Source organism: Luteimonas deserti (genome assembly GCF_013425765.1).
In the GTDB taxonomy this organism is placed as follows: domain Bacteria; phylum Pseudomonadota; class Gammaproteobacteria; order Xanthomonadales; family Xanthomonadaceae; genus Luteimonas; species Luteimonas deserti.
Genome location: NZ_JACCJZ010000013.1, coordinates 57,898 through 81,660 on the forward strand (window position 1 = coordinate 57,898; position 23,763 = coordinate 81,660).

Here is a 23,763-nt window from a genome sequence, read left to right on the forward strand (position 1 = left end):
CGTCCCGGTGGCTCGATGAACACAAGCTTCGCATACATCCGGCTGCTGCTGCAGGCCGCTTCGTTGGCACTCGTGATGGCCCTCACAGGCTGCGCGAGCACGCCGCCACCGACCGAGGAACTCGCCGCGGCGCGGCTGTCGGTCGCGCGTGCCGGCGACGCCGATGCGGACCAGTACGCCCCCGCCGACATCGGGCAGGCACGCCGGGCGCTCGAGCAGGCGCAGGCCGCGATGGGCAGCCAGCGCGAAAGCGAGGCACGCACGCTCGCGCTGTCGGCGAGCGCCCTGGCCGATCTCGCCCATGCACGCTCCTTGCAGGCCGCGACGGATGCCGAGCTCGCGTCACGCCGGGCCGAAATCACCACCCTGCGTCAGCGTCTGCAGACCGAGGATTGACCGATGCGCCTGTCGACGAGCCTGTTGCTCCTGATGTTCCTCGCTACGCCTGCGGTCCATGCGCAGGCCGATCCCGCCGGCGAGGTCGCGCTTCTCCAGCAGCGGCTGCAGGCCATCGACGCCGATCCGGAAACGGCCGGTGCCGCCGCCTACGAGCGTCTGCAGGCCCGGCAGGCCCTCACGGCTCTGGCCGGTGCCCGCAGCAGCCAGCGCGCGTCGGCGCTGCAGATCGCCCAGTGGCGCGTGGAGACGGCCGAACTCGCGGCGCGCACCGAGCGCGGCCGGCGGGAGCTGGTCGAACTCGAGCGCCAGCGCAGCCAGCTGCTGGTGGAAGCCAGCCGCCAGGACGCGGTGCGCGCACGCCGGGAGGCCGAGCGCCTGCGCATCCAGGCCCAGATCCAGGCCGAAGAGGCTGCGCGTCTGCGTCTCGCGGCGGAAGAGGCGGGCGCTGCCCGCGAGCAGGCCGAGACGGTGCTGCAGGGGGTGGCGAGTGGGGAAGCGGCCAAGCTCCGGGCTGCCCGGCAGCGTGAGGCCGAACTCAAGCGTCGTGAAGCGGAACTGCTGCGCAGCCTTGAACCCTGATCGACCGGCGCATCGGCCTCACCTGCCTGAATCCATTTGCAATCAGGCACTTGTGCGCGCGCGGTCATCGGTTCCGCGTCGCGATGGGCTTGCATGCTGTCCGGATCGGCGCCTTGGAGGGCCAGACGGCCTGACCCGGAGCCTTACATTCCTGAAGAGGCTTGCCGGTCCCGGGGCCTGGGAGTAGGGTCGGGTCTCCGGGTGGCGACTCCCTCTGCCCCCGGCCAAGGAGCCAGGCCCGATGCCCGAAACGTTTCGCCGCCAGTGTGCCGATGTCCGCGTCTCGCGCGGCAGTGGCGGGTGCGGAATGTTCGTGCTGCCCTGGAGGCGTGACCCCATGCGCCCCTGCCGTCGCCGGCTGGGGCGTTCGCATTCCTGTCAGGAGGATTTCATGTTCGAAGCGCAGTCGCAGACAGAACTCGAAGAGCTCATGAAGGACAACGTCGAGTTCCGGCAGCTGTACTACCGGCACAAGGAGCTTGATCGCAAAGTGCTGAACGCCGAACTCGGCGTCCTGCCGGTCGACGAGACCACGCTGTCGCAGATGAAGCGCGAAAAGCTCCACGCGAAGGACCGCCTGACCTCGATGTACGACGCTTTGCAGCACTAGTTCCCACAGTCGCGGGCGGTGGCGGTCATCCTCGTCGACCGCCATCGCCCGCGGGTGTTCTGGCTCCGCCTGCTGGCCGAGCTGCGTCGGTGCGATAATCCCGCCCTGTTTTTGTCGCAGGACCCGGACCGCCATGCCGATCGCCTCTTCCGTACTCGACCTGATCGCCGACACCCCGATCGTGAAGGCGCGCAGCCTCGACGCGGGTGTGTGCGAGCTGTACTTCAAGCTCGAGAGCCAGAACCCCGGCGGTTCGATCAAGGACCGGATCGGTCTGAGCATGATCGAGGCCGCGGAAGCGCGTGGCGACCTCGCGCCGGGTGCGACCCTGGTCGAAGGCACTGCCGGCAACACCGGCATCGGCCTGGCCCTGGTCGCCCAGCAGAAGGGCTACAAGCTGATCCTCGTGGTGCCCGACAAGATGAGCCGCGAGAAGATCTTCAATCTCAAGGCGATGGGGGCCGAGGTGGTGCTGACCCGCTCGGACGTCGCCAAGGGCCATCCGGAGTATTACCAGGATCTCGCCGAGCGCATCGCCCGTGAGACCCCCGGCGCCTACTTCATCAACCAGTTCGGCAATCCCGACAACCCGGCCGCGCACGAGCATGGCACCGGTCCCGAGATCCTGCGCCAGATGAGCGAGGTGGGCGGACTGGACGCGATCGTGTTCGGCTGCGGCAGTTCCGGCACCATGACCGGCCTGTCGCGCTGCTTCGCCGCGCACGCGCCGGATGTCGAGATGGTGCTGGCCGACCCGGTGGGCTCGATCCTCGCCGAGTACATCAACGACGGTGTGCTCAACGACAAGTCGGGCAGCTGGATGGTCGAGGGCATCGGCGAGGATTTCCTGCCGGGCATCTCCGACTTCTCGCGGGTGAAAAAGGCCTACGCGATCACCGACAAGGAGAGCTTTCTCGCCGCGCGCCAGCTGCTGCAGACCGAGGGCATTCTCGGCGGCTCGTCGAGCGGCACGTTGCTGGCCGCCGCGCTCAAGTATTGCCGCGAACAGACCACGCCGAAGAAGGTGCTGGTGTTCGTCTGCGACACCGGCAACAAGTACCTCAGCAAGCTCTACAACGACTACTGGATGCTCGACAACGGCTTCCTGGAGCGCGAACAGTACGGCGATCTGCGCGACCTGATCCTGCGCCCGTACTCGCGTCGCGACACCGTGGTGCTGCAGCCGACCGATCTGCTGGTCACGGCCTACCAGCGGATGAAGCTCTACGAGATCTCGCAGTTGCCGGTGATGGACGGCGACCGCATCGTCGGCATCCTCGACGAGAGCGACGTGCTGCTGCACGTCTACGGCGACGAGGCCCGGTTCCGCGAGCCGGTGTCGTCGGCCATGGTGAGCAAGCTCGATTTCCTCGACGTCAAATCGCCGGTCGAGGCTCTGCTGCCGGTGTTCGACCGTGGCCAGGTCGCGATCGTCACCGAGGGCGAGACGTTCCTCGGCCTGATCACCCGGATCGATCTGCTGAACTACCTGCGCCGGCGCGTGCAGTGAGTCTCCGGGCCATTTTTCAGGCCTGAACCTGGCGTTCAGTCCAGGCGACTAGAATCCCCCGTCTTTCCAGGAAGCGTCCATGTCCGAGTCCAATTCCGAGTGCCGCGACTACGCGCTCGCCACGCTGGCGATCCACGCCGGGCAATCGCCCGATCCGTCGACCGGCGCGGTGATGCCGCCGATCTATGCGACGTCCACGTATGCGCAGTCCAGCCCGGGCGAGCACCAGGGCTTCGAGTACTCGCGCACCCACAACCCGACGCGCTTCGCCTACGAGCGTTGCGTCGCGGGCCTGGAAGGTGGCACCCGCGGCTTCGCGTTCGCATCCGGCATGGCGGCCACGGCGACCCTGCTCGAGCTGCTCGGCAGCGGCGACCACGTCATCGCAATGGACGATCTCTACGGCGGCAGCTACCGCCTGTTCGAGCGCGTGCGCACGCGCAGCGCCGGTCTGTCCTTCAGCTACGTCGACATGACCGATCCGGCCGCCTTCGAGGCCGCGATCACCGAGAAGACGAAGCTGGTCTGGATCGAGACCCCGACCAATCCGATGCTGAAGATCGTCGACATCCGCGCGATTGCCGACATCGCCCACAAGCGCGGCCTGATCGTCGTCGTCGACAACACCTTCGCCTCGCCGATCCTGCAGCGTCCGATCGAACACGGCGCCGACATCGTCATGCACTCCGCCACCAAATATCTCAACGGCCACTCCGACATGGTCGGCGGCATGCTGGTGGTCGGCGACAATGCCGAACTCGCCGAGCAGCTCGCGTTCCTGCAGAACTCCGCCGGCGCAGTGCAGGGGCCGTTCGACAGTTTCCTCGCGCTGCGCGGCCTCAAGACGCTTCACCTGCGCATGAAGGCCCACTGCGAGAACGCGCAGGCGCTGGCCGAGTTCCTGCAGGGACATGCCGCGGTCGAGCAGGTCATCTATCCAGGCCTACCTTCGCATCCCCAGCACGCGCTGGCCAAGCGCCAGATGGACGGCTTCGGCGGCATCATCTCGGTCCGCATCAAGGGCGGTTTCGAGGCCGCGAAGCGCTTCTGCGAGCGCACCGAACTGTTCACACTCGCCGAGTCGCTCGGCGGCGTGGAAAGCCTGGTCAACCATCCTGCAGTCATGACGCACGCGTCGGTGCCGGTAGAAAACCGTACGAAGCTCGGGATCGGGGACGACCTGGTGCGGTTGAGCGTAGGGGTGGAAGGCACGCAAGACCTGATGCGAGACCTCTCCAAGGCCCTGCGCTAAGGCGCCCGACCGGTCTCGTCGTACGGACCAGGGGCGACAGAACGCGTTGCGTGGGGGCGGATTCAGAAGGGCCTCCGCGCGTAGATGCGACGCCAGCCTCAGTCGGCAGTGGCTTGATCCTGCTCGGGACGCCGCACTTTCGTGATGCGGGGCCCTCGGCTGACAAGCCGGATTCGTCAAGCGTCGCGTCGCGCGCTCCGAGCTTCCCTGTCTCTGCCGTTCTCATGCTGCCCGGGAATCCCGTCGAAACTGAAGTTCGTCACCCGCGTCCGGGACCAGCGCATCGGTATCCTGCGGTCACGCCGTGCTCAAGCTCCGCTGGGCACGGCGTGATGTGCGTAGGCATGCAGTCGCTTCGCAGGCTCAGGATTCTTCGCTGAGAGTGCAGGGAATCTGCACACCACTCTTGCCCGCGGCGCTCAGAGTGTCCCAATAGAACGCGCAGGCCAGCAGGTTCTGCGGCGTCGTCTTCTTCCCCGAGATGACGTTGATCATGAGCTGCGGCTGCCCGACGATCTGATCGAGCCTGCTCGTATCGATGTCGTCCTCGGAAAACTGCAGCGTGCCGGATCCGTCGAGTTCGTGGACGGTCCTGCTCAGTTCGACGAGCCCCATCTCATTGGGTTCGATCGTCGCGTCCGGAGCAGCGTCTCCGCCATAGATCACTTCGACCCGGACATTCTCGCCAAGCGATCGCAGCTTCGCTTCGGCCTGTGGCGACAACTGGACGTCGACCTTGACTGCGGCGAGCTCCGGCGGCGGGGGTGCCGCCTGCGGTGCGGACGTCGGTTCCGCAGCAGACGTTGCGGCGCTGCCGGCATCGGTCTCGGCGTCGGCCTCTCGCCGCGCGCAGCTGCCAAGAGCAAGCGCGATCAGCAGGGCGGTCGGTGCAAGCGGGAGTTTGCGTTTCATTCTCAGTTTCCTGCAGGAAGTGGGGTGCGAATGGCAGGCGGTGCTTCCGGAACCCGGAGGGGAGACGGCGACGGGTAGGAGGGCTGCAAGGGCACGCGCGCCTCCGGTTCCAGCGGTCCGAGTGCCTGGTCGAGATCCAGCAGGTCGAACCGCTGGAGTACGGCCTGACTCAGCTCGGTTGCCTGCTCCTGGGATTCAACGATATAGGGGACGATCAGGAGAACGAGTTCCGTACGGTTCTTAAGAACGTTTCGACTCTTGAAAAGATTTCCGAGCAGAGGAACATCCTTGATGAATGGAATTCCCGAATCGACATCGCTCGCATTCGACCGGATCAGGCCCGCCATGACGACCGAGCCTCCATCGCGCAGGCTCAGCGATGTGTTGAGACTGCGATTGAAGATGGTAGGGGAGTTCGCAGTGGCATTGGCTTCCAATGGCCGCGCCTCACTCACCTCCTGACTGATGTCGAGGTCGATGCGATCTTCGGAGTAGATTGTCGGCTTGATGCTGAGGATGACGCCGGTCTTGCGGTACTGGATCGACTGCAGCAGATTGGTGTTGCCGTCGGTCTGCTGGTTGGAGGTGGTGGTCATCGTGACAATCGGCACTTCTTCGCCCACGTCGATGTTCGCTTCGCTTCCGCTTTTGACCAGCAGTCTCGGCGTGGACAGAATGCTTACGCGCCTGTCCTGGGCAAATGCATTCAACGCCAGCCGGTTCTGGCCCGCCACGTCGACGAGATAGGATAGTCCGCTTCCAGACGGGCCTCGCGTACCGCCTGAACCGGCGCCGCCGTAGATTCGGCCATCGAAACGCCCCCAACCGTTCTTGGCGAACCAGCTGAGTCCGTAGTTCAGATCGTCGTCAAGGAGCACTTCCGCAAGGGTCACCTCGATCATGACCTGTCGGGGCGCGCGATCCATCTGCTGGATCAGCTTCAGCATCCGCTCCCACTGGGCAGGGTCGCCCTGATAGATCAGGGCGTTGCGCGGCTCGTCCACCATGATGGATGCGCCGGCAGCGCCCCGCACGGAAACGGGTGCGGGTGATGGCGCACCGCCAGCGCCCGGAGCCGGCGAGGGCGTGCTCGCCGCCGCTGCGTTCTGCGTCTGTTGCATGCTCGAAGTCAGCACCGTGGCAAGGTCGGTGGCCTTCGTATTCTTCACCTGGTAATAGAACATCGACTCGGAGCCGGCGTGCTGGGCAGGCCGGTCCAGCTCACGTGCCCACGAGACCGCATATTCCAGCGTTTCCCGTCCGGTGGCGAAGATAATCACCGAGTTGGCCGCGGCGATCGGCAGTACGATGATGCTTGCCGGCGAGCCCGCGCTGCGATTGGCGCTGTAGCCCTGGAGGTTCAAGACCTCGGTCAGGCGATTCGACAGTTCGTCCGCACTTAGAAACGCGGGTTCAAGCCGGGTGCTGACCCGTCCGCGCATCAGCGGGCGATCGAACACCCGGAGGGCCTCCATTGCCTGGCGCACCTGGCTCGGCCGCCCGTTGATCAGGATGGCGTTGCGGGCCGTTTCCTCGGTCACCTTCAATTCCGTTCCGAACAAGGTGGTCAGCCAACGTACCGCATCGCCGCTCCGCACCACTTCCAGCTCGACGAGCTGGAAGATCGGGCGATGACTCACCGGCACGTTCGGAAGCGCCCGCCCGCTCACGATCAGGGGCGGAATAGCCGAACTGCCCTGCGGCGCGAGGCGCAGCTGGACCAGTCCGCCTTCGAATTCCACGGCTACGCCGTACTCCGCAAGTACCTGCCGCGTGAGACGAAACAGCTCGATCGGCCGCAGGTTCTCCTGGGTGTTGAGCGTGACCAGGTCCTCGAGCGCGGCAACCTGCGGATCGATATTGAGGTTCAGGCCCAGAATGCTGTTGAACACCTCGTTCGCAAGGACGGTGAGGGGCAGGTCCTGCACATTGATGCGGACCGGCATCTCGGGAAGCGACGGGAGCTGCTCGCCCGCGCCCAGATTCACGCTGGCCGAGCCCGGCATGTCGAGCCGCGGGGTCGGCATCTGCCGAAGTGATGTGGGCTGGGGTTCGCTCCCGACGATCGGCGCGGAGGACACGATGTTGTCTTTCGGCGGAATTCCGAGCGGTGCCGGAATCTCGGTCTGCCTGAAGGGGGTAGTGCAGCCGGCAAGACACGTCAGGGCGGCGACGAGATAGAACGTGGGGCGGGGCAACATGGCGAATTTCATCCTCTACTCCGAGTCCGGAGCGCCGGTATTGCAGGCGCCACTGGTTCGGATGGGTTGGTCACGGTGAACTTGGTAGACGGTCTGGCAGCCATTGCGCTCGATGGTCACCATGTCGCGTTCGATGGCCACCACACGGCCGCCGTCAGGAAGCGTTGCGCCAGGTGCAAGACGCTGCGCAAGTCGCGGGCTCGCGGGTGTGATGACGAGCGCATGGAGATCTGGCGTTCGCACAACGCCCGCCAGGCGCCATTTCGCGTCCGTCTGGACGTCCGAAGCGGCACTCCCGTCACCCAGCCAGGCAAGTCGCCCTGCCTGCTCGAACGCATCGGGATTGGACCGGGCAATCTGGGTCGCGGACGGCAGGCGCCAGGCATTGTCGGCGATGCGGGCCGGCGGAATCGGAGGCGGGGGCCACGCTGCGCCGACCAGAAGTCCGCCCAGGCAGCTCGCCGCGAGCACAAGAAGCCTGCGCTTCATGGCAGTGGCTCCGTCCGCGGGCCTTCCGGGGTGCGGTAATAGGCATTGAGTCCGATCGCGACCACCCGATTGGCGTCACTGCGCAGATCGAGACTGTCGATGACGACCAGGCTGGGCGCACTTTCAATCTGACGGATGATGTTGATCGCCTCGCGGGCGCTCATGCCAGCGCGCAACGTCGCGCGAACCCGCAAGACTCCGGGAATCTCCTCGAGCGCCGCGGCATTGTCCACGGAAATCCGGACGCTTTCGCTGTCAGCGATCGCGTTGCCGAGACCGCCCAGCCAGCTCTGGAGTGCGGCCTGGGCGGCGCCCGGCGTAGCGGCGACCGGAATCTGCGCCTGCATGGCATCGAGCAGCTCCTGCGATTCCTGGGCTCGCGCGAGCCACACGTCCTGTCCCTGGAGCGCCCTGACCTGCCGCAGTTTCGCCTCCTGTTCGATCGATTCGTGCTGGGCTTTCGTTCTGGCTTCTTCGAGCGCCTGCAGAAGAAAGAACGACGCAAGGGCGGCAATGACCAGCAGAGCCCAACGCAGCCAGGGAGCCGAATCAAGCTGTGCGCGCAAGGTGGCGAGTGCGGATGTCAAGCTGGACTGCATCTACTCACCCGACTCTACATCTGCGGCAATCCGGGCGCGCACGATGATCTCGCCGCTCCGTCCCACGACATCCGTCGTGACATTGTCGAACACCGTCGAGGCTTCCCAGGTCTCGACAATCTGTTGCGGATCCGCGTCGGCCGCGGACAACGTGAGTTCGAGCTGGTCGGGTGTCGGCTGGTTCCAGTGACGCAGCTGGATGTCGCGTCTAGGGAGAAGCCGTCCGACCTCCGCCATGACCGTGAGAACCGAGGGGCCCTGGCGCAGATCGAGCAGACGTTCCAGCTCAGCGACGTTCCGGTCCGCGGTTTCGCGCGCATTGAGAATGCGCTTCAAGGGTTCGTCGAGGTCCTCTGCGGCTCTGGCCGATTGCCAGGCTTCGACGTGGCTGCGGACGATGCTCCCGGTCTGGAACGATGCGACGAGGAGAATCACAGCTGCCAGTCCCAGCGCCGCCGCCGGCCGATAGGCGTCGACCGTCGACAGGCGGACACCGCGTTCCATACGGCCTGGCCGTCCGCCCCAGGGACGGCGCGGGAGAATGTCCACGGTAGGCGTGGCAGCCGGCGGATCGTTCGCAGACAGCCCGTGGCTGCGGAGGAAGGTATGCCAGTCCTTCGGGGCGGGCTCGGCCGGCCACCATCGGCTGCCGACCACCGCGCCATTGCGCCAGACGCGCCCCTCCACGCCTTCATGCATCGTCAGCAGTTCGGTGCCGTCGCTGCGCGGTTCGCCTGCATAGAGGGCCTCGGGCGCAAACTGGATGCGCGGCGCCGAGATCCTGCGCTCCGCCAACAGGTCCGCGATCCGGCTTCGCGACCAGTACCAAGCGCTCGCACGGCCGTCGGCCTGCCATGCGACTCCAAAATCGGCATCGGAAAAGGGCGCTGCACGTCGTACCGCGAGTGAGACCAAGGCATCCCTGTGCTTCTCGGGGGCGTTGCTGCCGTCTACCGTGATGAACAAGCACAGGGGACGCCCCACTAGGCAGATCAGTGTGGCGCTGCCTTCACTCTCGAGAACCTGGTTCGAGTCCTTCCCCAGGAGCATCCGTCTCGGCGAAAAGCGGCGTCGCAATCGCTTTAGCCACGGGTTCATCCATTGAGTTGTCACGGGGCAAGATGACCTCGTAGTCGATTTGCCAGGGTGGACCCCCGACAGCGTACGGCGTCTGGCTCCAGTGGATCAGCGTTTTCACGCCAGAATGACGATCCCACAGAATAAGGTTTCCGGTTCTGCTTGGGAAGAGCGTCAGATTCTCTTCCATGAAGGGCGCGATCGGAAACGACTCGCGTACCTGCCATACACTCACGATCGGCGTGTGGGTCCGGTACGCGGCGAGTCGCCGCCCCTGTTCGAGGTCCATGCCCGGAATCAGGGCAAGGACTTCCGCAGGCGCCGTGTTGAGATTGAGCGTGCCACCGCGATGTGCGGACAGCATGTTCAACAGTTGCGAGTCGTCCAGCGACGCGAGCATATCGTCCCATTGCAGAATCCGCCTGAACTCCAGCGGCGTGGTGATGGCGCGATTGGGCGGAGGCGGTCTGCCGGCTGCGGCGTAGTGCTCGGCTTCCGCTCCGCCCAAGCGATGCAGAGAGTCCGCATCCTGGTAGTCGAGTCGCTTGGCGTCCAATGCCGCGCGGTCCTGTGCAGGAACGTCCAGCGCGGCGTAAAACGCGTCCAGAAGCGTGGGCGACACCCAGTTCGGGCTCAGTAGCCCACCGTCGTCCTGCAGGGCGAAGCGCGTCCGGCCAACCCCGCGGTACGCCGTGCCGTCAAGGCGGATGTCATTTCCGGACGGCAGTGCGCTGACACCGTCGGTATCGTCCTCGAGCATCGCGAACGTCGCAGGGGGCGCAGGGACGACGGCGAGGCCGGCGATGTTCCGGTGCTGGGTGGCGAGCATGAAAAGGACGGTCTCGCGGGTCGACGCCATATCGAGTTCGCTTTCGAACTGGTCGATATCGGCCTGGGCTTCGGCGACGGCGCGGCTTCCCGATGCCGCAGCGGTCGCGGCGAGCAAGGTCAGCACGACCAGCAGGGCGAGGACGATGACGAGCACGAACCCCGGCGCGCCTTTCCGGCCGGGGGCGCGCCTAGTCCGTTTCAGATTCATAGAGCACCGGAACCGGATCGCGGATGCCGGCCACGCCTTCGCTCCAGATGCGGAGCCCGCCCGGTGTCTCGAGGCGAAGCAGGACGGCGGATGGCAGATGTGAGTGTTGCCCAAGCGCGGGGGGCCAGCGCGGATGCGCGCGGCCGGTGGCGTCGAGGTACTCGAACGATCCGGACGTGCCGGGAAGCACGAAGACATGGTCGGTCCCCGCTTCCAGGGTGGCCAGCTGCAGGCGTCCGTTCTGCATGCGGACCTCCCAACGGGTCTCGGTCGCGCCGCCCTGGGAAAGAAATACCGGTTGCAGGGTTACTCCCTCCCATCCGTCGCTGTCGCCTTCGAAGGGGTGCTCCGCCACCGGGTGCAGCGCGCGGATCGCGCTCTGCAGCCAGCTGCGGACGAGCATGGTCTGTCGGTTCTCAGCCGTCAGATTCGAGATCGCCGCGTCAGCGCGCCGCCACTGGCCCAGCGACTGGAAGCCCAGTGCAAGCGCCATTGCGGCGATGATTAGGACAACGAGCATCTCGATCAGCGTGAGGCCCGTAGACGAGCGGCGTCTCATTCCTCGTCCATATTGATCGGTCGGGCGATTTCCCACCCCGCTTTTCGAAATGAGAATTCCCGCACGGTCCTGTCGTCGCGGCGAACCTCGACCTGCATCTCGTAGAGCACGAAGTCAAACTGGGTGGGAAAGCCGACAGAACTCAGGCCCGGTCGGCGTTCGGTGAGCGCCTCGGCCTGCCAGCGAACCGACAGGGGCGCGGCATCGCGAGTCCCGCGCGGGGTGGCCATGGGGTTCACATCCTCCAGCAGCGCGCGTGCGCTGCGCGCATCCTCGAGCGAGCGGCTTTGTGCCTGGGCACGATTCAATGCCAGTGTCGATGTCGACAGCCAGCTGTACAGCGCGAGGAGCGATGTGGCCATGACCACCATCGCCACGATCGCTTCCAGCAAGGTGAAGCCCCGCTCGCGCCTGACCCGGCCCAGTACCCGGTGCATCGGTCAGGACTCGTCCGCGGCAAGACGTCGCACGCGGCAGAAGGGCGCTTCCACCCGGAATCCGAGCATCTGGTGTTCGGTGAACAAGGTGCCCGCAGCCTCCGAGCAGGCCCCGTTCGCACGGACCAGAAGCGGCGTCGACATCTCGATGCGCCATCCCTCGGGCAGTTCGAACGGAGGCCGCTGCACGGGGTCGCGGGGATCGGGGATCTGAAGGTCCCGACCGAGGTCGCGCGCACGCAGGGGAAGTGCGGACATCGCCTGCATCACCTGGTCGACGCGAGTGGATTCCCGCCAGCTCTGCGTCATCCGGTAACCCGCTGGCGCCACTAGCGAGGTGGCCAGTGCGAGCACCGCGACTACGACGAGCATCTCGAGCAGCGTGTAGCCGCGCACCGGCTTACGAGTCCGGAAGCTGGCCGATGTCGGCATCGTTGCCTTCGCCGCCGGCGCGCCCGTCCGCGCCAAACGAGTACAGAGTGAAGCTGTGATGGCCCGACGGGCGCGGCGAATACTGGTACGGATTCCCCCACGGGTCCTGGGGAACACCGTCTTCGAGGTAGGGTCCCTGCCAGCGCTTGCCCAGCGCGGGGTCCGCGGGCGGATCAACGAGCAATTGGAGTCCCTCGGCCTGGGTGGGAACGCGGCCGATATCAAGGCGCATCGTCTCGAGCGCTCCGCGCAACATCCGCACCTGGGTCTCGGCCGTCTGGGTTTTGGCCCGGTCCGCTTGGCTGAAGAGGCGAGGTCCCACCAGGCCCATGATCAGGCCGATGATGACGAGAACCACGATCATCTCGAGCAGCGTGAAGCCCGCGGAGGCGCGCCGGCGTGGCAGGGTGGGGAGGCGCTTGCGCATGGAAGGTCTCGGTGCGGATGGCGCCGCGATTCTATCGCCAACCCCGGGGCTCGCGTCCGCCTCCGGGCCGATGGGTCAGGGACCATTGTCCATGGTGCCCCGAAGTAGGGACAATGCGGGGCTCCCGCCTGCGAGTCGCCCATGAGCGCCGAACCTGCTTCCTTTCCGGTGCCCGAGTTGCTGGGGGAGCTTCTGATCGCCCGCGGCGCCATCCGGCCGTCGGATCTCGAGCGTGCGCTCGACCTGCAGTCGACCGTCGACGCGCGGCTTGGAAGCCTGCTCGTGCGTATCGGCGCGCTGTCGGAAGACCAGCTGGTCGATGCGCTGTCCGTCCAGCTCGACCTGCCCGTAGCGGGTCGTGAGCTGGCGTTGCCGACCGGTCCGGGAGAATGGGTCCTGCCTGCAGGTACCGACCTCACGGTGGACTGGATGCAGGACCGGGATGTTCTGATCTGGGAAGACCCGGATGGCCAGGCCTGGTGCGCGAGCCGGGATCCCCTGGACGCGTCGTTGCAGGAGGCCCTCGCCTACCTCTATCCGCAGCGCAGTGTGCGCCCGGCCCTGGCGCTGGGGCAGGTGGTGGAGCGGACACTCGATACGCTCGCCCAGGCCAGCGCCGGGCAGCAGGCCGATGGCGACGACGTCCGGCACCTGCGGGAACTGGCGGAGGAAGCTCCGGTCGTGGAACTCGTCAACAGCCTCATGGCCCAGGCGGTGGAGCAGCGGGCCTCGGACATCCACCTTGAGCCGGAGGAGAGCCAGTTTGCGGTCCGCTTCCGGATCGACGGCGTGCTGTATGCGCGCCTGCGTCTTCCCCGCGAGCGCTTCAATGCCGTGGCCTCACGGCTCAAACTGATTTCCGGTATGGACATCGCCGAGCGCCGCCTGCCCCAGGACGGGCGGCTCAGCGTCCGTGCAAGCGGCCAGTTGATGGATATCCGCGCGTCCGCGCTGCCCGGCGTGCATGGCGAATCGATCGTCCTGCGCCTGCTGCCCAAGGAACGCAAGGACCTGCGGCTGGAGCGGCTGGGGATGGAACCCGACCACCTCGAGATGCTCCAGGGGTGGAGCCGGGAGGCGCACGGCATTGTCCTGGTGACCGGCCCGACCGGTTCCGGCAAATCCACCACGCTCTACGCCACGCTGGCAGCCAGCAACGACGGCCTGAAAAAGATCATCACGGTCGAGGACCCGGTGGAGTTCCAGCTGCCCGGCATCACCCAGATCCAGACCCATGCGGACATCGGACTGACGTTCGCCGGCGTCCTGCGCTCGATTCTGCGCCAGGATCCGGACGTGATCATGGTGGGCGAAATCCGCGACCGTGAGACGGCGGAGATCGCCATCCAGTCGGCATTGACCGGACATCTCGTCCTTTCGACAGTTCACACCAACGATGCGCTCGGTGCCTTCACCCGGTTGATCGACATGGGCGTCGAACCCTTCCTGGTCGCCACGCCCCTCAAGGGCGTGCAGGCGCAGCGGCTCGTGCGCCGGCTGTGCGCGCATTGCGCCAGGCCGGGGGCGCATGTGTTGCCTGCGATCGAGGCGGAAGCCGCGCACTGGGCGGCGCGCGTGTTCGGAGACGGTCATTCGCCAGCGGCGTGGATGGAGGCGGTGGGCTGCCCGCAGTGCCAGGGCACCGGCTACCGCGGGCGCGTCGGCATCTATGAACTCGTGCCGGTCGACGAGACCATGCAACAGGCCGTGGTCGCGGGGGCCACGCATCAGCAGCTGCGTGCGATGGCACGCGAGCGAGGCCATCGCTTCCTGCGCGAGGACGGACTCCTTAAAGCCTGGCAGGGTCTGACGACGGTCGACGAGGTGCTCCGGGTGACGGCGGTCTGATGGCGCGCTTCCGGTTCAAGGCCGTCAGCGGCGATGGAAACGTGCTCGACGGCGACATCGTGGCGGCGGGCGAGCGCGAAGCGGCCCGCCTGCTGGAGCGCCGCGGACTCTCGGTTCTGTCCCTGCAGACGGCGGTCGCTGGTGGCCCCGTGCGACTGTCGGGGCGCCTTCGCGAACGCCGGCTGCGCGAACGCGACGTCATCCTCGCGCTGCATGAGCTGTCGACGCTGCTCGGCTCGGGTGTGGCGCTTGCGGAGGCGGTATCGGCCCAGGCAAAGTCCGCGCATCATCCCCGCCTGCTCACCGCCTTCGAGTCGATCGCCGGTGCGCTGCGGCGTGGGCAGGCGTTCTCGCAAGCGCTGGCGGATGCCGACCTGCGCCTGCCGCCGTACGTGGACACTCTGGTGCGCAGTGGCGAAAAGTCGGGCCAGATGGGCCGGGCGCTGCAGGACGCGGTCGCACAGATGGAATACGACCAGCAGGTTCGCGCCGAGATCCGCCAGGCGCTGACCTATCCAGCCGTCCTGGTGTCGGCGGGATTTGCGGCGGTGGTCCTGATGTTCACCTTCGTGGTGCCCAAGTTCGCAGCCTTACTGAACCGGGCCGAGGAACTGCCGTGGCTGGGCTGGGCGGTCCTGAGCACCGGCATGTTCGCCCGCGAGTACTGGTGGCTGGTGCTCCTGGCAGTGGCCGTGGCCGGCGGCCTGCTGTGGCGGCTGCTGCGGGATCCCGCAGCGCGCGCACGCGGCTACGAGCGCCTCGAGCGGCTCCCTGTCATCGGCCCCTGGCGAGTGGAATCCGAGACGGCCGCCTGGGCCCGGATTCTGTCCACGCTGCTCGGCAACCGCGTGCCCCTGCTGGAGGCCCTGGGCCTCGCCCAGGCCGGCGTGCGCGCGCCTGGGCGGCGCGCGCGGCTGGAGGACGTCGCGCGCAACGTGCGTGCCGGCGCCACATTGGCCGACTCGCTGGAGGAGCAGGACACGCTGACCGCCACCGGCTACAACCTGATCCGCGTGGGCGAGCGCTCGGGCGAGCTCCCGGCCATGCTGCGCTCGCTTGCCAAGCTCTGTGAAGACACCGGCCGGGCGCGGATGAAGCAGTTCCTCGCCCTGCTCGAACCGGTCGCCATCCTGCTCATCGGGTCGGTGATCGGCGTGATCATGATCGGCATCATCCTCGCCATCACCAGTGCCAATGACATCGCCATTTGAGACAGAGGGTTCCCCTTGATGCAAATTGGGCGATGGAGATTTCCTGCCCGACTATGCACCAGAAACCGCTTGACAATTTTCGTCCAAGCTTGTCCTCGGGTGACGTGAATGTGACGGAATTCTGGCAGGCCACCGAATTTGTGACACTGGTAGTATTCATCCAACTGTGCTATCTGCTGAACGCTGTCGCGCGCTTGACGCTTCGCTAATGCTTGGTTAACGTGCCCGCCGTAGCTTGCGGTCGCGGGATCTGGGGAGATGGGGAACATCGTCGAGACAGTTCACGGATGCAGCGCCGGATTTGCCAGAGGGCTCGCCCGACGGTACCGGGGAGAGCGGGTAACCGGCGAAAGCTACAGTTGTAACTAAATTTAGTTGCTCAAACCTCAATGGAGTTGATTCAGATGACGAAGTTCAACAAGACCCTGCTTGCAGCCGCTGTTGCTGCTGCGGTCGCACTGCCGGGCATCGCCTCGGCCGCCTCGCTTGGTTACGAGTCGGGCAAGCAGATCACGTTCGCCAAGGACCTGATCGTTAATGACGGCACCACCATCAATACCCCGAGCGAGCTGACGCTGCGCGCTACCAGCGACGACGCGACCCGTATCGCGACCGTTGCTGGCGACGCTGTCACCGTCAAGGTCACGCTGACCAATGGTGCGCGCTTCGATTCGACCGCTGACGCCAGCAGCTTCGTGTCGAACTTCGCTGTCGGCGCCCAGCTGGGCGGTGCTCCGGGCGCCACGCTCGCCGGCCGCCTGGTTGGTACGCCGTACTACTCCGCGAATGGTCAGGAATTGAACTTCACGTTCACCGCGCCGGGCAATGGCACCGTGGGTACGGCTCCCGATTTCGCGCTGCGTCTGAACAGCATGCAGGTGACCAGCCTGGTCCAGGGTCTGTTCACCGGCAACTTCATCGGCGCTGAAATCACCGCCCAGAACGCTGCGGGCCAGCAGATCCTGGCGGCCGGCACGACCATCGCGCGTTCGGTGTGGGGTCTGAACATCACCTCCGAGGAAAGCACCAACCTGGCCTCGCGCATCGACGTCGCGGGCGGCAGCAATTACGGCCGCAAGACCCGTTTCTCGCCGACCGGTACGGTGGGCGGCGCTGAAGGCGTGGCGAACACCCTGTGGTCGCCGGGTTCGATCATCATCGACGTCACCGAGACGCAGACGACCGGCAACGCTGGTCTTGCGTATGTCAACAACTTCAGCGCCGTTGCCGCCCAGCCGGAATACAACGTCGTCGCGACGGCGGTGATGTCGATCACCGTCAACGGCTCGAATCTGAACGCGTTCCGCAACAACAACGCGTTCCTCAATTCGGCTTCGACGTGTGATGCGGCGGGCAGCCTGAATGGCACCGTCAATGCTGCAGGTGACACCATCGCGTTTACGGCTCCGGCCAGCAACGCGCTGTTCTCCAGCGTCACCAACGCACCTCCGGGCCCGAGCACCGTGTATGTGTGTCTGCGTGCCAACGGTGCCAACGAGATGATGGCGCAGGCGCTGACCGCCACCGTGAACGTGGACTACCAGCTGTCGACCCAGCGTCGCAACCCGCCGGCCACCACGGTCAACCTGTCGCCGCTGGAGATCAACGGCAACACGCTGGTGTTCCAGAACGTCAACCCGGGCGCCAACAGCCGCGCGCAGTCGTTCCTCCGCATCACCAACAACACCGCGGACGTCTGCCCGATCACCATCGATGCCAAGGACGACGCTGGCCGCCTGAGCGGCGAGGTCACCTTCAACCTGCCGGCGCATGCCTCGCAGCACTTCAACTCGGACGAGCTGGAGAATGGTTCGCCGAAGGGCACCGGTTCCTTCGGTGACGGCACCGGCCGCTGGTATGTCCGCGTGACCGCCGAGTGCAACGCCATCAAGGCGTCGGCACTGAACCGCAACACCGACACCGGTGTGGTCACCAACCTGACCCCGGAAAAGGGTCTGGGCACCGAGTGGCTGACCCCGAGCACCCGTCTGTAATAGCGGGCGTTTACCGGTCGTCTTCTGACAACCGGCGCAACAAATGAAAGCGGGGGGCGCAAGCCCCCCGCTTTTTTTGTGCGTGTGCGGATGCGATCCGCGCGCCGTATCGACAGGCTGGCGCCATCGTCGATCTGCCGGCATCAGGCGCATGCTGTCGCAGCCGGGTCACTGCCAGAATGGAATCCCGCCAATGCCGCGCAAGTCTTGTCACGCGTCGACCGCTGGACGATGTCCCTACGCAGCGCGCAACGCGATCGCTCGACGGGGCAAGCCGGGGTATCGCGCGGGTATCCCGACCCGAGGGTGTCGGGCCGCGCGACAATCCGGTCACAACGCCATCGGACAGCAGGTTGCGATGCTCTGAAATGCATCGGGCGCCCGAGGGCGCCCGATGCATACTCCGCGCGGCCCGTGCCGCGTGGTGTGGGCGACTGGAGCCGTCAGTCGTCCGCCGGTGGCATGCCGACCTTGTCGTCCACCGTGCCCAGGACGGCGGCGTAGGCTTCGGCCTGCTCCAGCCAGCGGTCCGCGTAGGTCGAGAACGCCTGGTCGTTCGGCAGGGCCGGACAGGCATCCGCCTGCGCCCGAAGCTTGCAGCGCGCGGCCAACATCCGCTGGGCCTCCTGCTCGATGCCAGGGCGGGCCTGCTGGATCGACGCCCCATAGCGCGCGTCCAGGCCATCGGACGCCTCCTGCAGCGCATCGCGCTGGGTGCCCACCGTGCTCAGTCCGCTCAACCAGGCAGGCCGGTCAGTGCCGTCCAGCATCGCATGCGCACGCAGGGTCCAGGTCACACGCATCTGCCATGCGCCGTACTGCAGACCGGTCCGCAACTGCGCGTTGTCACACGCCGGTTCGCCTGCCTGCACCGCAGCCGGCTCGCCACCCTGCCATACGAGCCAGGCGCGTCGCTCGGCGGCCGTCGCCGTCAGCGCGGCGCGGGCGGCGGGATCGAGCCAGCCGCAGCGGGTGTCCAGGGCGAGCATGCGATCCAGCTCCTCGACCTGGCGTCCGCCGAGCATGCGCTGTTCCTCGGTCGCGGGTGCAGGAAGATCGAATGCCGGCAACGTCTGGACAGGTGGAGCGGGGCCATCGGCAGGGGGCGCAGCGGGTGCGCAGGCCGTCACGCCGAGCGTGAGTGCGATGGCGGAAGCGAGATGATTGACGTGTCGAAACATGGGGTCGGCATCCGGAAAATAGACGTCCAGCCGGGCGCGCCAACTGAAGCGGCCACACGGCTGACAGGATCTCAAGCCGGAAGTATCGCAGCCTGCACCCGCCCCGCAAAGGCCGCGGCAGGGCGCCCACCGGCGACAGGACTCACACGTCCGAGAAAGAAATTCCGTAGCGCGTGCGCAGCGCGACCCTCTCACCGCGATACAGGCGGACGATCCAGGGGCGCAGGAGGCGCGGGAGCCACCGGCCGTGCCAGTCACCCGCGAATACGGGCGCGAACGCCCGGCCATGATCGAAGGGGGGCAGTCCCAGAAAGCACAGGACCCGGTCGAGCGTGCGCCCGGGCTCCGCACGCAGGTCTTCGCTGCGCAGCACGAGCACCTGCTCGCGGGGGAACGCGGCGACCAGCGTGTCGAGCTGGCGCACGTATCGCCCTCTGGCCAGGTAGCTGTGATGACGCAACGGAGACCCGGCGGAAAAGTCGTTCTCGTGTCCGCGCAGCCGCCGGCCTTCGGTCAGCAACGCCAAGGGCAGGCACCGATGCTCGTCGCCACGACCGCGCTCCATGTAGTACTGCGAGATCGCCCGATCGGCAGGCTCGCGCAGCAGCACGATCCAGCGCATCGCCGGGTTGTAGCGCGCAATGCGCTCAATGAACCGGTTGTGGAAGATCGAGATGGGGGTGGCATCGCCATACAGGACATCGCCGTCGGCGAAACCGCCAGGGAACATCGGCGCGAAGCGGGCGTCCACTTCCCCCGCGGTCGCGGCCTCGTCGAAATCGGCCGCGTCGAACACATGCGCTTCCTTGCGCGCCGGCAGGCGCACGCCGGGATGTGCGGACAGGTAGTGCGCCAGCGCGGTGGTGCCGCCCTTCTGGACGCCACCGATCATGAAACGGATCCGGGGAGCGGAGTGCGAGCTCATCGGAGGCGCGCGGTTGCGAGATCGCGTGCCGAGCGAGCGATCTCCTCCGCGCCGTACCAGTGGCTCCAGGCGGCCCGGCCGATGTCTGCAGCGCCGTGGAGGGCATGTTCCAGTGCCGCGATATCGACGCCGGCATACAGGGGGCTGGCATTGCGGGCCTGGAGGTCCATCCGATCGTCCCCCTCGCAGCCTGCGGCAAGACGCAGAACGCGCCCACGGCTGGCGACGATGTCTTCGTAGCGCATGACGGCGCCGGCGGGGAGGTGCTGCACGAAGCGGTCGAAGAACCAGTGCAGCACCCTGCACTGCCGGGTCAGCCGGTCCGGGGTGGCGGCGAGAGATCCGGCCAGCGCAGGGTCGAGGCGCTCACCCGCGGGCAGGCGGCCGTCGGCTACCGGAAGGTCCACGGTGTTCCAGGACGCGAGTACTGCGAGCGGATTGCGCACGACCGCCAGCGTCATGAAACGGGTGGCGAGCTCCGGCAGCAGGGCGGCGAAGGCCGCGTTGTGCTTGATCACCAGGGTGAAGTGCTCGGCCGGGCGGCCCAGCGCGACCTCGCCATGCTCCACCTGGAGACTGCGTCGACCGTCAGCTCCTCGCGTCGCATCGAACGGGTTGTCGGTCATGGCGCCGCCTCTGTGCTTGCTGAGCGCAGTGCCTCGGGTCATCAACTGCTCACGGCTCGTCTGGAAGAACGCTTCGATCTGATCGAGCGCGGCCTTGCGTGCGACCGGCAGGGTCGAGACATTCATCGGCTCGAACAGTGCCACGGTGTCGCGGCATTCGCCAAGGAGCCGGCACGCGAGCGTCGTGCCCCCGCGCGGCACGCCGGTCAGGGCAATGGCCCGCCCGGTCATGCATGTCCCCAGATGGTGTCGAGCGAATCGAGCAACGCATGAAACGCAGTCCGTTCTGCGGCCAGCCCGAAGCCGCTCGCGGTGCACCCGCCGGCATCTGCGATCCGTGCACGGAGCCCGGGCTCTTCGACAAGGCGACGCACCGCGGCAACAATGGCATCCGGCGCAAGCGCCGGAGCGAGCGCGTTGAGCCCGGGAACCAGATACGCCCGGTTTCCGATGCAGTCCGGTACAACCACCGCGCAGCCTGACGCCATCGCCTCGAGTGCAGGCAGATAGAAGCCTTCGGTGGCATGCGGAAGAAGAATCGCGATCTCGGCCCGCGCCAATGCACGCGCGTAATCGATACGGGGCAGGCGCGTGTCCGAAAGCGTGACGTCGCCAAGCCCGGCCAATCCCAGTGCAATGTGCCGGCCGAGCTCGGGCTGCTTGATCGCGTCGATGAAAATCCCGCAGCGGGTCACGCTCTCCGGAATCGAAGGCAGGTTCAGTGCAGCGTTGATCACCCGGACTGGTCCGTTCACCCGGCCGGTGGCCAGGATTGCGTCCGCCACGGGCTGGCTGACGCAGATGCGGATCGCGCGCCGCTGGAGAAAATCCGAGAGGGGATGCGCCGGATCGCCGTGTCGCACGTGCTGGACGAGGTTGATAACGGGACGCCCCGCATCCTGCGGATAAGCGAGCCAGTCCATGCCGCCGAGAAAAAGCGCGTCCGCGTGCTGCGGCGCGAACGCGGCGCTGAAGGCCTGCGGGCCCACGTCATGCCAGGGGTTGTCGCCCCAGGTGCTGGACGGGTCCATGTAGACCGTCGGATGCCAGGCGGGGTGGGCCGCCGCGTGCCGGAAATAGTCATACACCTTCCCATGCCCCCCGGTGTAGCCCCCGAAGTCACGACGGAAGAGCAGGCGCCGGAGCGTATGCGGGATGGCGTCATTCATCGGTTGGCGGCGTCACAGGACGTCCGCAAACCCCCGGCGCAGGCGACTGAAGCACGACCAGCCCAATGCGAGGACGCCTAGCGAGACGAGCCAGTACGCCGCGAAGCCACGTGTCAACGCAGGCCATTCGCCCAGCAGCAATGCATCGCGCAGCGTCTGCACGGGCCAGCTGATGGGGTTGAAATCGACGATTCCGACCAGAGCCGGCGGCACCATGTCACGGGGGAAAAAGACCGTCGAAGTGAACAATGCAACAGTCACGAGTGCGCCCGTGATCTGCACGAGGTCCCGGATGTAGACGCCCAGCGAGGCGAACAGCAGGCACAGTCCATAGAGCATGACCAGATAGGGAACCAGTACAAGCGGGATAGCGACCACGCTCGCATGCAGACCACTTCCCCAGATCGCATTGACGCCAACGAGGATGCCAAGACCGATCGCGCCGTGAAAAGCGGCGCTTCCAAGCGGCACGGCGACCAGTACCGGGAGAGGAAACACGACCTTGCGCACGAAATTGCTCTGCCTGACCAGCAGCCCTGGCGCCTGGCCGACGGACTCCGCGAGCATCGCGTGCACCAGGAGCCCGGCAAACAGATTCAGTGTGAAGCCAAGATGGTCGCCTTCAGCCAATCCCGGCCAGCGGGCACGAAAGACGATCCCGAATACGAATGCGTAGATCGACAGCATCAGCAGTGGCAACAGGACTGGCCAGCCGCGCCCCAGCAGCGATCCTCGATACCGTGTTGCCAGATCCTGACGCACGAGCGTGCGCCACAGGTGGAAAGAAGATCTGAAGGAAGCGCCCATGCTGCTCGCTGCGGATGAGACGGGCGCGCGCGACCCGGCGGTAGAGGGAGGGTCTGCGGCACGCGTGCTATGCAATCGCGTAGGATAAGCGCCTTTCGTCAGTGCAGCAAACGGAAGGATGGGCATGGGCAGCCCCGCGCGATCCCCGCGAGACCACACCGATTCGGAGAGCGCGGAAGCCGCGCTGGCAGTACGCGGGGTCAGCAAGACCTATCATCTGTGGAGCACGCCGGGCAGCAGATTGTGGGTGCCGATGCTCGTTCGCGCAGCCAATCTCGCGCCGGGGCGCCGGCTCTCGGGCTGGTTGCGTCGGCAGGCGGATGTCCGGCTGCACCGGCACGAAGCACTTCATTCGGTCACGTTCACGCTGCGCCGGGGTGAAGCGCTGGGCATCATCGGCCACAACGGAAGTGGCAAGAGCACCTTGTTGCAGATCGTCGCTGGCGTTCTCCAGCCCACGGCTGGGACCGTCCGCGCCGGAGGGCGGATCGCTGCATTGCTCGAGCTGGGCTCCGGCTTCAACCCCGAGCTCACCGGACGCGAGAACGTACGGGTCAACGCTGCCATTCTGGGTCTGGACCCGGCCCAGATCCGCGATCGCATGGAGGCCATCTTGGCGTTTGCCGACATTGGCGATTTCGTCGATGAGCCGGTCAAGACATACAGCTCCGGTATGGCGCTGCGGCTGGCCTTCGCGGTCCAGGTGCATACCGATCCCGACATCCTGATCGTGGACGAAGCGCTCGCGGTCGGGGATGCCGCATTCCAGGCCAAGGCGATGGCGCGCATCGACGAGATTCTCGCGCGGGGAACGACGCTTCTCTTCGTCGGCCACGACCTGAGCGCGGTGAAGGCCTTCTGCCACCGTGCGATGTTGCTGGAGCGCGGCCGCATCGTGATGGAGGGGCTGCCGGAAGAGGTGGTGACCGAGTACCTGCACCGGACGCATGTCCAGGTGCTCGCAAAGCAGCAGGACGACCGTGCGGGTAAGGTGCGTCTCGTGGAAGGCGGCTATGGACTGGAAACCGCCTGTGTGGTCGAAGCGTCGCTCAACGAGGGCGTGCAACACGTTGCAATGCAGTACGGCGGTGTCCTGACGGTCAGGCTGAAGCTCCGACTGGGAGCGGAGGTGGGCCACCCTGGCGTCATCCTGGATGTGATGGACAATCGGGGGCTCCAACTCACCGGCAAACGCATCCGGCTTGCACCCGCGGATGGATTCGTCCAGGTCGATGTCCAGTTCAAGGCGATTTTCCAGTACGGGGTCTACCGCATCCGCACTCGAGTGATCGATGCGCCGAGCATCGAACGCACCACGGTACTCTCGAGGCAGGAGGGGCGGCTGTCTTTCGAGATCGTCGACGACAGTCGCGAGCGCTTCACCGGCGTATTTCCTGTCGAGATGGAGGTCGCCGTGACCCCGCTTCCCCGGGAGGGAGCCGAGGGCGGGGCTATACTGTCGTCCCCGCAGGTCTGATCA

The 23,763-nt window shown here is 66.3% G+C and carries 24 protein-coding genes; 9 read left to right on the forward strand and 15 right to left on the reverse strand.

Annotated elements, in window-relative coordinates:
• Positions 1-15 precede the first annotated feature (15 nt).
• The 5 genes from H0E82_RS05605 to H0E82_RS05625 all read left to right on the forward strand — a co-directional run bounded on the left by H0E82_RS05605 (position 16) and on the right by H0E82_RS05625 (position 4,350).
• Positions 16-396, forward strand: a complete 381-nt coding sequence (locus H0E82_RS05605; RefSeq protein ID WP_235974191.1) for a DUF4398 domain-containing protein — start codon at positions 16-18, stop codon at positions 394-396.
• A 3-nt stretch (positions 397-399) separates the two neighbouring features.
• Positions 400-978 (forward strand): hypothetical protein, encoded by a 579-nt coding sequence (locus H0E82_RS05610; protein WP_180544466.1) that lies wholly within the window; start codon positions 400-402, stop codon positions 976-978.
• Positions 979-1,369: 391 nt separating this feature from the next.
• On the forward strand, positions 1,370-1,588 hold the full coding sequence (locus H0E82_RS05615; protein WP_180544793.1) for an HP1242/YdcH family protein: 219 nt from the start codon (positions 1,370-1,372) through the stop codon (positions 1,586-1,588).
• 133 nt (positions 1,589-1,721) lie between these two features.
• Positions 1,722-3,098, forward strand: coding sequence for a pyridoxal-phosphate dependent enzyme (locus H0E82_RS05620; RefSeq protein ID WP_180544467.1), 1,377 nt, complete (start codon positions 1,722-1,724; stop codon positions 3,096-3,098).
• Positions 3,099-3,177: 79 nt separating this feature from the next.
• Positions 3,178-4,350, forward strand: coding sequence for a cystathionine gamma-synthase (locus tag H0E82_RS05625; RefSeq protein WP_180544468.1), 1,173 nt, complete (start codon positions 3,178-3,180; stop codon positions 4,348-4,350).
• Between the two features lie 363 nt (positions 4,351-4,713).
• Here H0E82_RS05625 and H0E82_RS05630 read toward each other — a convergent pair whose 3' ends face one another.
• The 10 genes from H0E82_RS05630 to gspG are packed head-to-tail and all read right to left on the reverse strand — an operon-like array spanning position 4,714 to position 12,522.
• Positions 4,714-5,262 carry a hypothetical protein gene (locus tag H0E82_RS05630; protein WP_180544469.1) on the reverse strand — a complete coding sequence of 183 codons (549 nt, stop codon included), beginning with the start codon at positions 5,260-5,262 and terminating at the stop codon, positions 4,714-4,716.
• 2 nt (positions 5,263-5,264) lie between these two features.
• Positions 5,265-7,475 carry a secretin N-terminal domain-containing protein gene (locus H0E82_RS05635; RefSeq protein WP_180544470.1) on the reverse strand — a complete coding sequence of 737 codons (2,211 nt, stop codon included), beginning with the start codon at positions 7,473-7,475 and terminating at the stop codon, positions 5,265-5,267.
• A gap of 3 nt (positions 7,476-7,478) precedes the next feature.
• Positions 7,479-7,952 (reverse strand): hypothetical protein, encoded by a 474-nt coding sequence (locus tag H0E82_RS05640; RefSeq protein ID WP_180544471.1) that lies wholly within the window; start codon positions 7,950-7,952, stop codon positions 7,479-7,481.
• Positions 7,949-8,551, reverse strand: a complete 603-nt coding sequence (locus H0E82_RS05645; RefSeq protein ID WP_180544472.1) for a hypothetical protein — start codon at positions 8,549-8,551, stop codon at positions 7,949-7,951. Before H0E82_RS05645 ends, H0E82_RS05640 begins: the two co-directional genes overlap by 4 nt.
• Positions 8,552-9,517 (reverse strand): hypothetical protein, encoded by a 966-nt coding sequence (locus H0E82_RS05650; protein ID WP_180544473.1) that lies wholly within the window; start codon positions 9,515-9,517, stop codon positions 8,552-8,554. It lies immediately after the preceding gene.
• A 43-nt stretch (positions 9,518-9,560) separates the two neighbouring features.
• The gene (locus H0E82_RS05655; protein ID WP_180544474.1) at positions 9,561-10,613 is read right to left on the reverse strand and encodes a type II secretion system protein GspK; all 1,053 of its coding nucleotides are present in this window, start codon (positions 10,611-10,613) and stop codon (positions 9,561-9,563) included.
• 34 nt (positions 10,614-10,647) lie between these two features.
• Positions 10,648-11,226 carry a type II secretion system protein gene (locus tag H0E82_RS05660; protein ID WP_180544475.1) on the reverse strand — a complete coding sequence of 193 codons (579 nt, stop codon included), beginning with the start codon at positions 11,224-11,226 and terminating at the stop codon, positions 10,648-10,650.
• Positions 11,223-11,663: a PulJ/GspJ family protein gene (locus H0E82_RS05665; protein WP_180544476.1), complete on the reverse strand. Its 441-nt coding sequence runs from the start codon at positions 11,661-11,663 to the stop codon at positions 11,223-11,225. The genes H0E82_RS05660 and H0E82_RS05665 overlap by 4 nt, the downstream gene beginning before the upstream one ends.
• 3 nt (positions 11,664-11,666) lie before the next feature.
• Positions 11,667-12,095: a prepilin-type N-terminal cleavage/methylation domain-containing protein gene (locus H0E82_RS05670; RefSeq protein ID WP_180544477.1), complete on the reverse strand. Its 429-nt coding sequence runs from the start codon at positions 12,093-12,095 to the stop codon at positions 11,667-11,669.
• Positions 12,064-12,522, reverse strand: a complete 459-nt coding sequence (gspG, locus tag H0E82_RS05675) for a type II secretion system major pseudopilin GspG (protein ID WP_180544478.1) — start codon at positions 12,520-12,522, stop codon at positions 12,064-12,066. Before gspG ends, H0E82_RS05670 begins: the two co-directional genes overlap by 32 nt.
• 141 nt (positions 12,523-12,663) lie before the next feature.
• Between gspG and H0E82_RS05680 the strand changes: the two genes are divergently transcribed.
• The 3 genes from H0E82_RS05680 (at position 12,664) to H0E82_RS05690 (ending at position 17,575) form a co-directional block, all read left to right on the forward strand.
• Positions 12,664-14,370, forward strand: a complete 1,707-nt coding sequence (locus H0E82_RS05680) for a GspE/PulE family protein (protein ID WP_180544479.1) — start codon at positions 12,664-12,666, stop codon at positions 14,368-14,370.
• Positions 14,370-15,581: a type II secretion system F family protein gene (locus H0E82_RS05685; protein ID WP_180544480.1), complete on the forward strand. Its 1,212-nt coding sequence runs from the start codon at positions 14,370-14,372 to the stop codon at positions 15,579-15,581. Before H0E82_RS05680 ends, H0E82_RS05685 begins: the two co-directional genes overlap by 1 nt.
• A gap of 404 nt (positions 15,582-15,985) precedes the next feature.
• The gene (locus H0E82_RS05690) at positions 15,986-17,575 is read left to right on the forward strand and encodes a hypothetical protein (protein WP_180544481.1); all 1,590 of its coding nucleotides are present in this window, start codon (positions 15,986-15,988) and stop codon (positions 17,573-17,575) included.
• A 443-nt stretch (positions 17,576-18,018) separates the two neighbouring features.
• Here the strand turns inward: H0E82_RS05690 and H0E82_RS05695 are convergent, their stop codons facing one another.
• The 5 genes from H0E82_RS05695 to H0E82_RS05715 all read right to left on the reverse strand — a co-directional run bounded on the left by H0E82_RS05695 (position 18,019) and on the right by H0E82_RS05715 (position 22,283).
• Positions 18,019-18,756, reverse strand: coding sequence for a hypothetical protein (locus H0E82_RS05695; protein WP_180544482.1), 738 nt, complete (start codon positions 18,754-18,756; stop codon positions 18,019-18,021).
• A gap of 142 nt (positions 18,757-18,898) precedes the next feature.
• On the reverse strand, positions 18,899-19,648 hold the full coding sequence (locus H0E82_RS05700; protein WP_180544483.1) for a sulfotransferase family protein: 750 nt from the start codon (positions 19,646-19,648) through the stop codon (positions 18,899-18,901).
• 29 nt (positions 19,649-19,677) lie between these two features.
• On the reverse strand, positions 19,678-20,538 hold the full coding sequence (locus H0E82_RS05705) for a hypothetical protein (protein ID WP_180544484.1): 861 nt from the start codon (positions 20,536-20,538) through the stop codon (positions 19,678-19,680).
• Positions 20,535-21,296, reverse strand: coding sequence for a glycosyltransferase (locus H0E82_RS05710; RefSeq protein WP_219338427.1), 762 nt, complete (start codon positions 21,294-21,296; stop codon positions 20,535-20,537). The genes H0E82_RS05705 and H0E82_RS05710 overlap by 4 nt, the downstream gene beginning before the upstream one ends.
• A gap of 192 nt (positions 21,297-21,488) precedes the next feature.
• A complete protein-coding gene (locus tag H0E82_RS05715; RefSeq protein WP_180544486.1) occupies positions 21,489-22,283 on the reverse strand; it encodes an ABC transporter permease in 795 nt (264 codons plus the stop codon).
• A gap of 124 nt (positions 22,284-22,407) precedes the next feature.
• On the opposite strand from H0E82_RS05715, the gene H0E82_RS05720 reads away from it, so the two are divergent.
• On the forward strand, positions 22,408-23,760 hold the full coding sequence (locus H0E82_RS05720; protein ID WP_219338428.1) for an ABC transporter ATP-binding protein: 1,353 nt from the start codon (positions 22,408-22,410) through the stop codon (positions 23,758-23,760).
• The last annotated feature ends 3 nt before the right edge of the window (positions 23,761-23,763 follow it).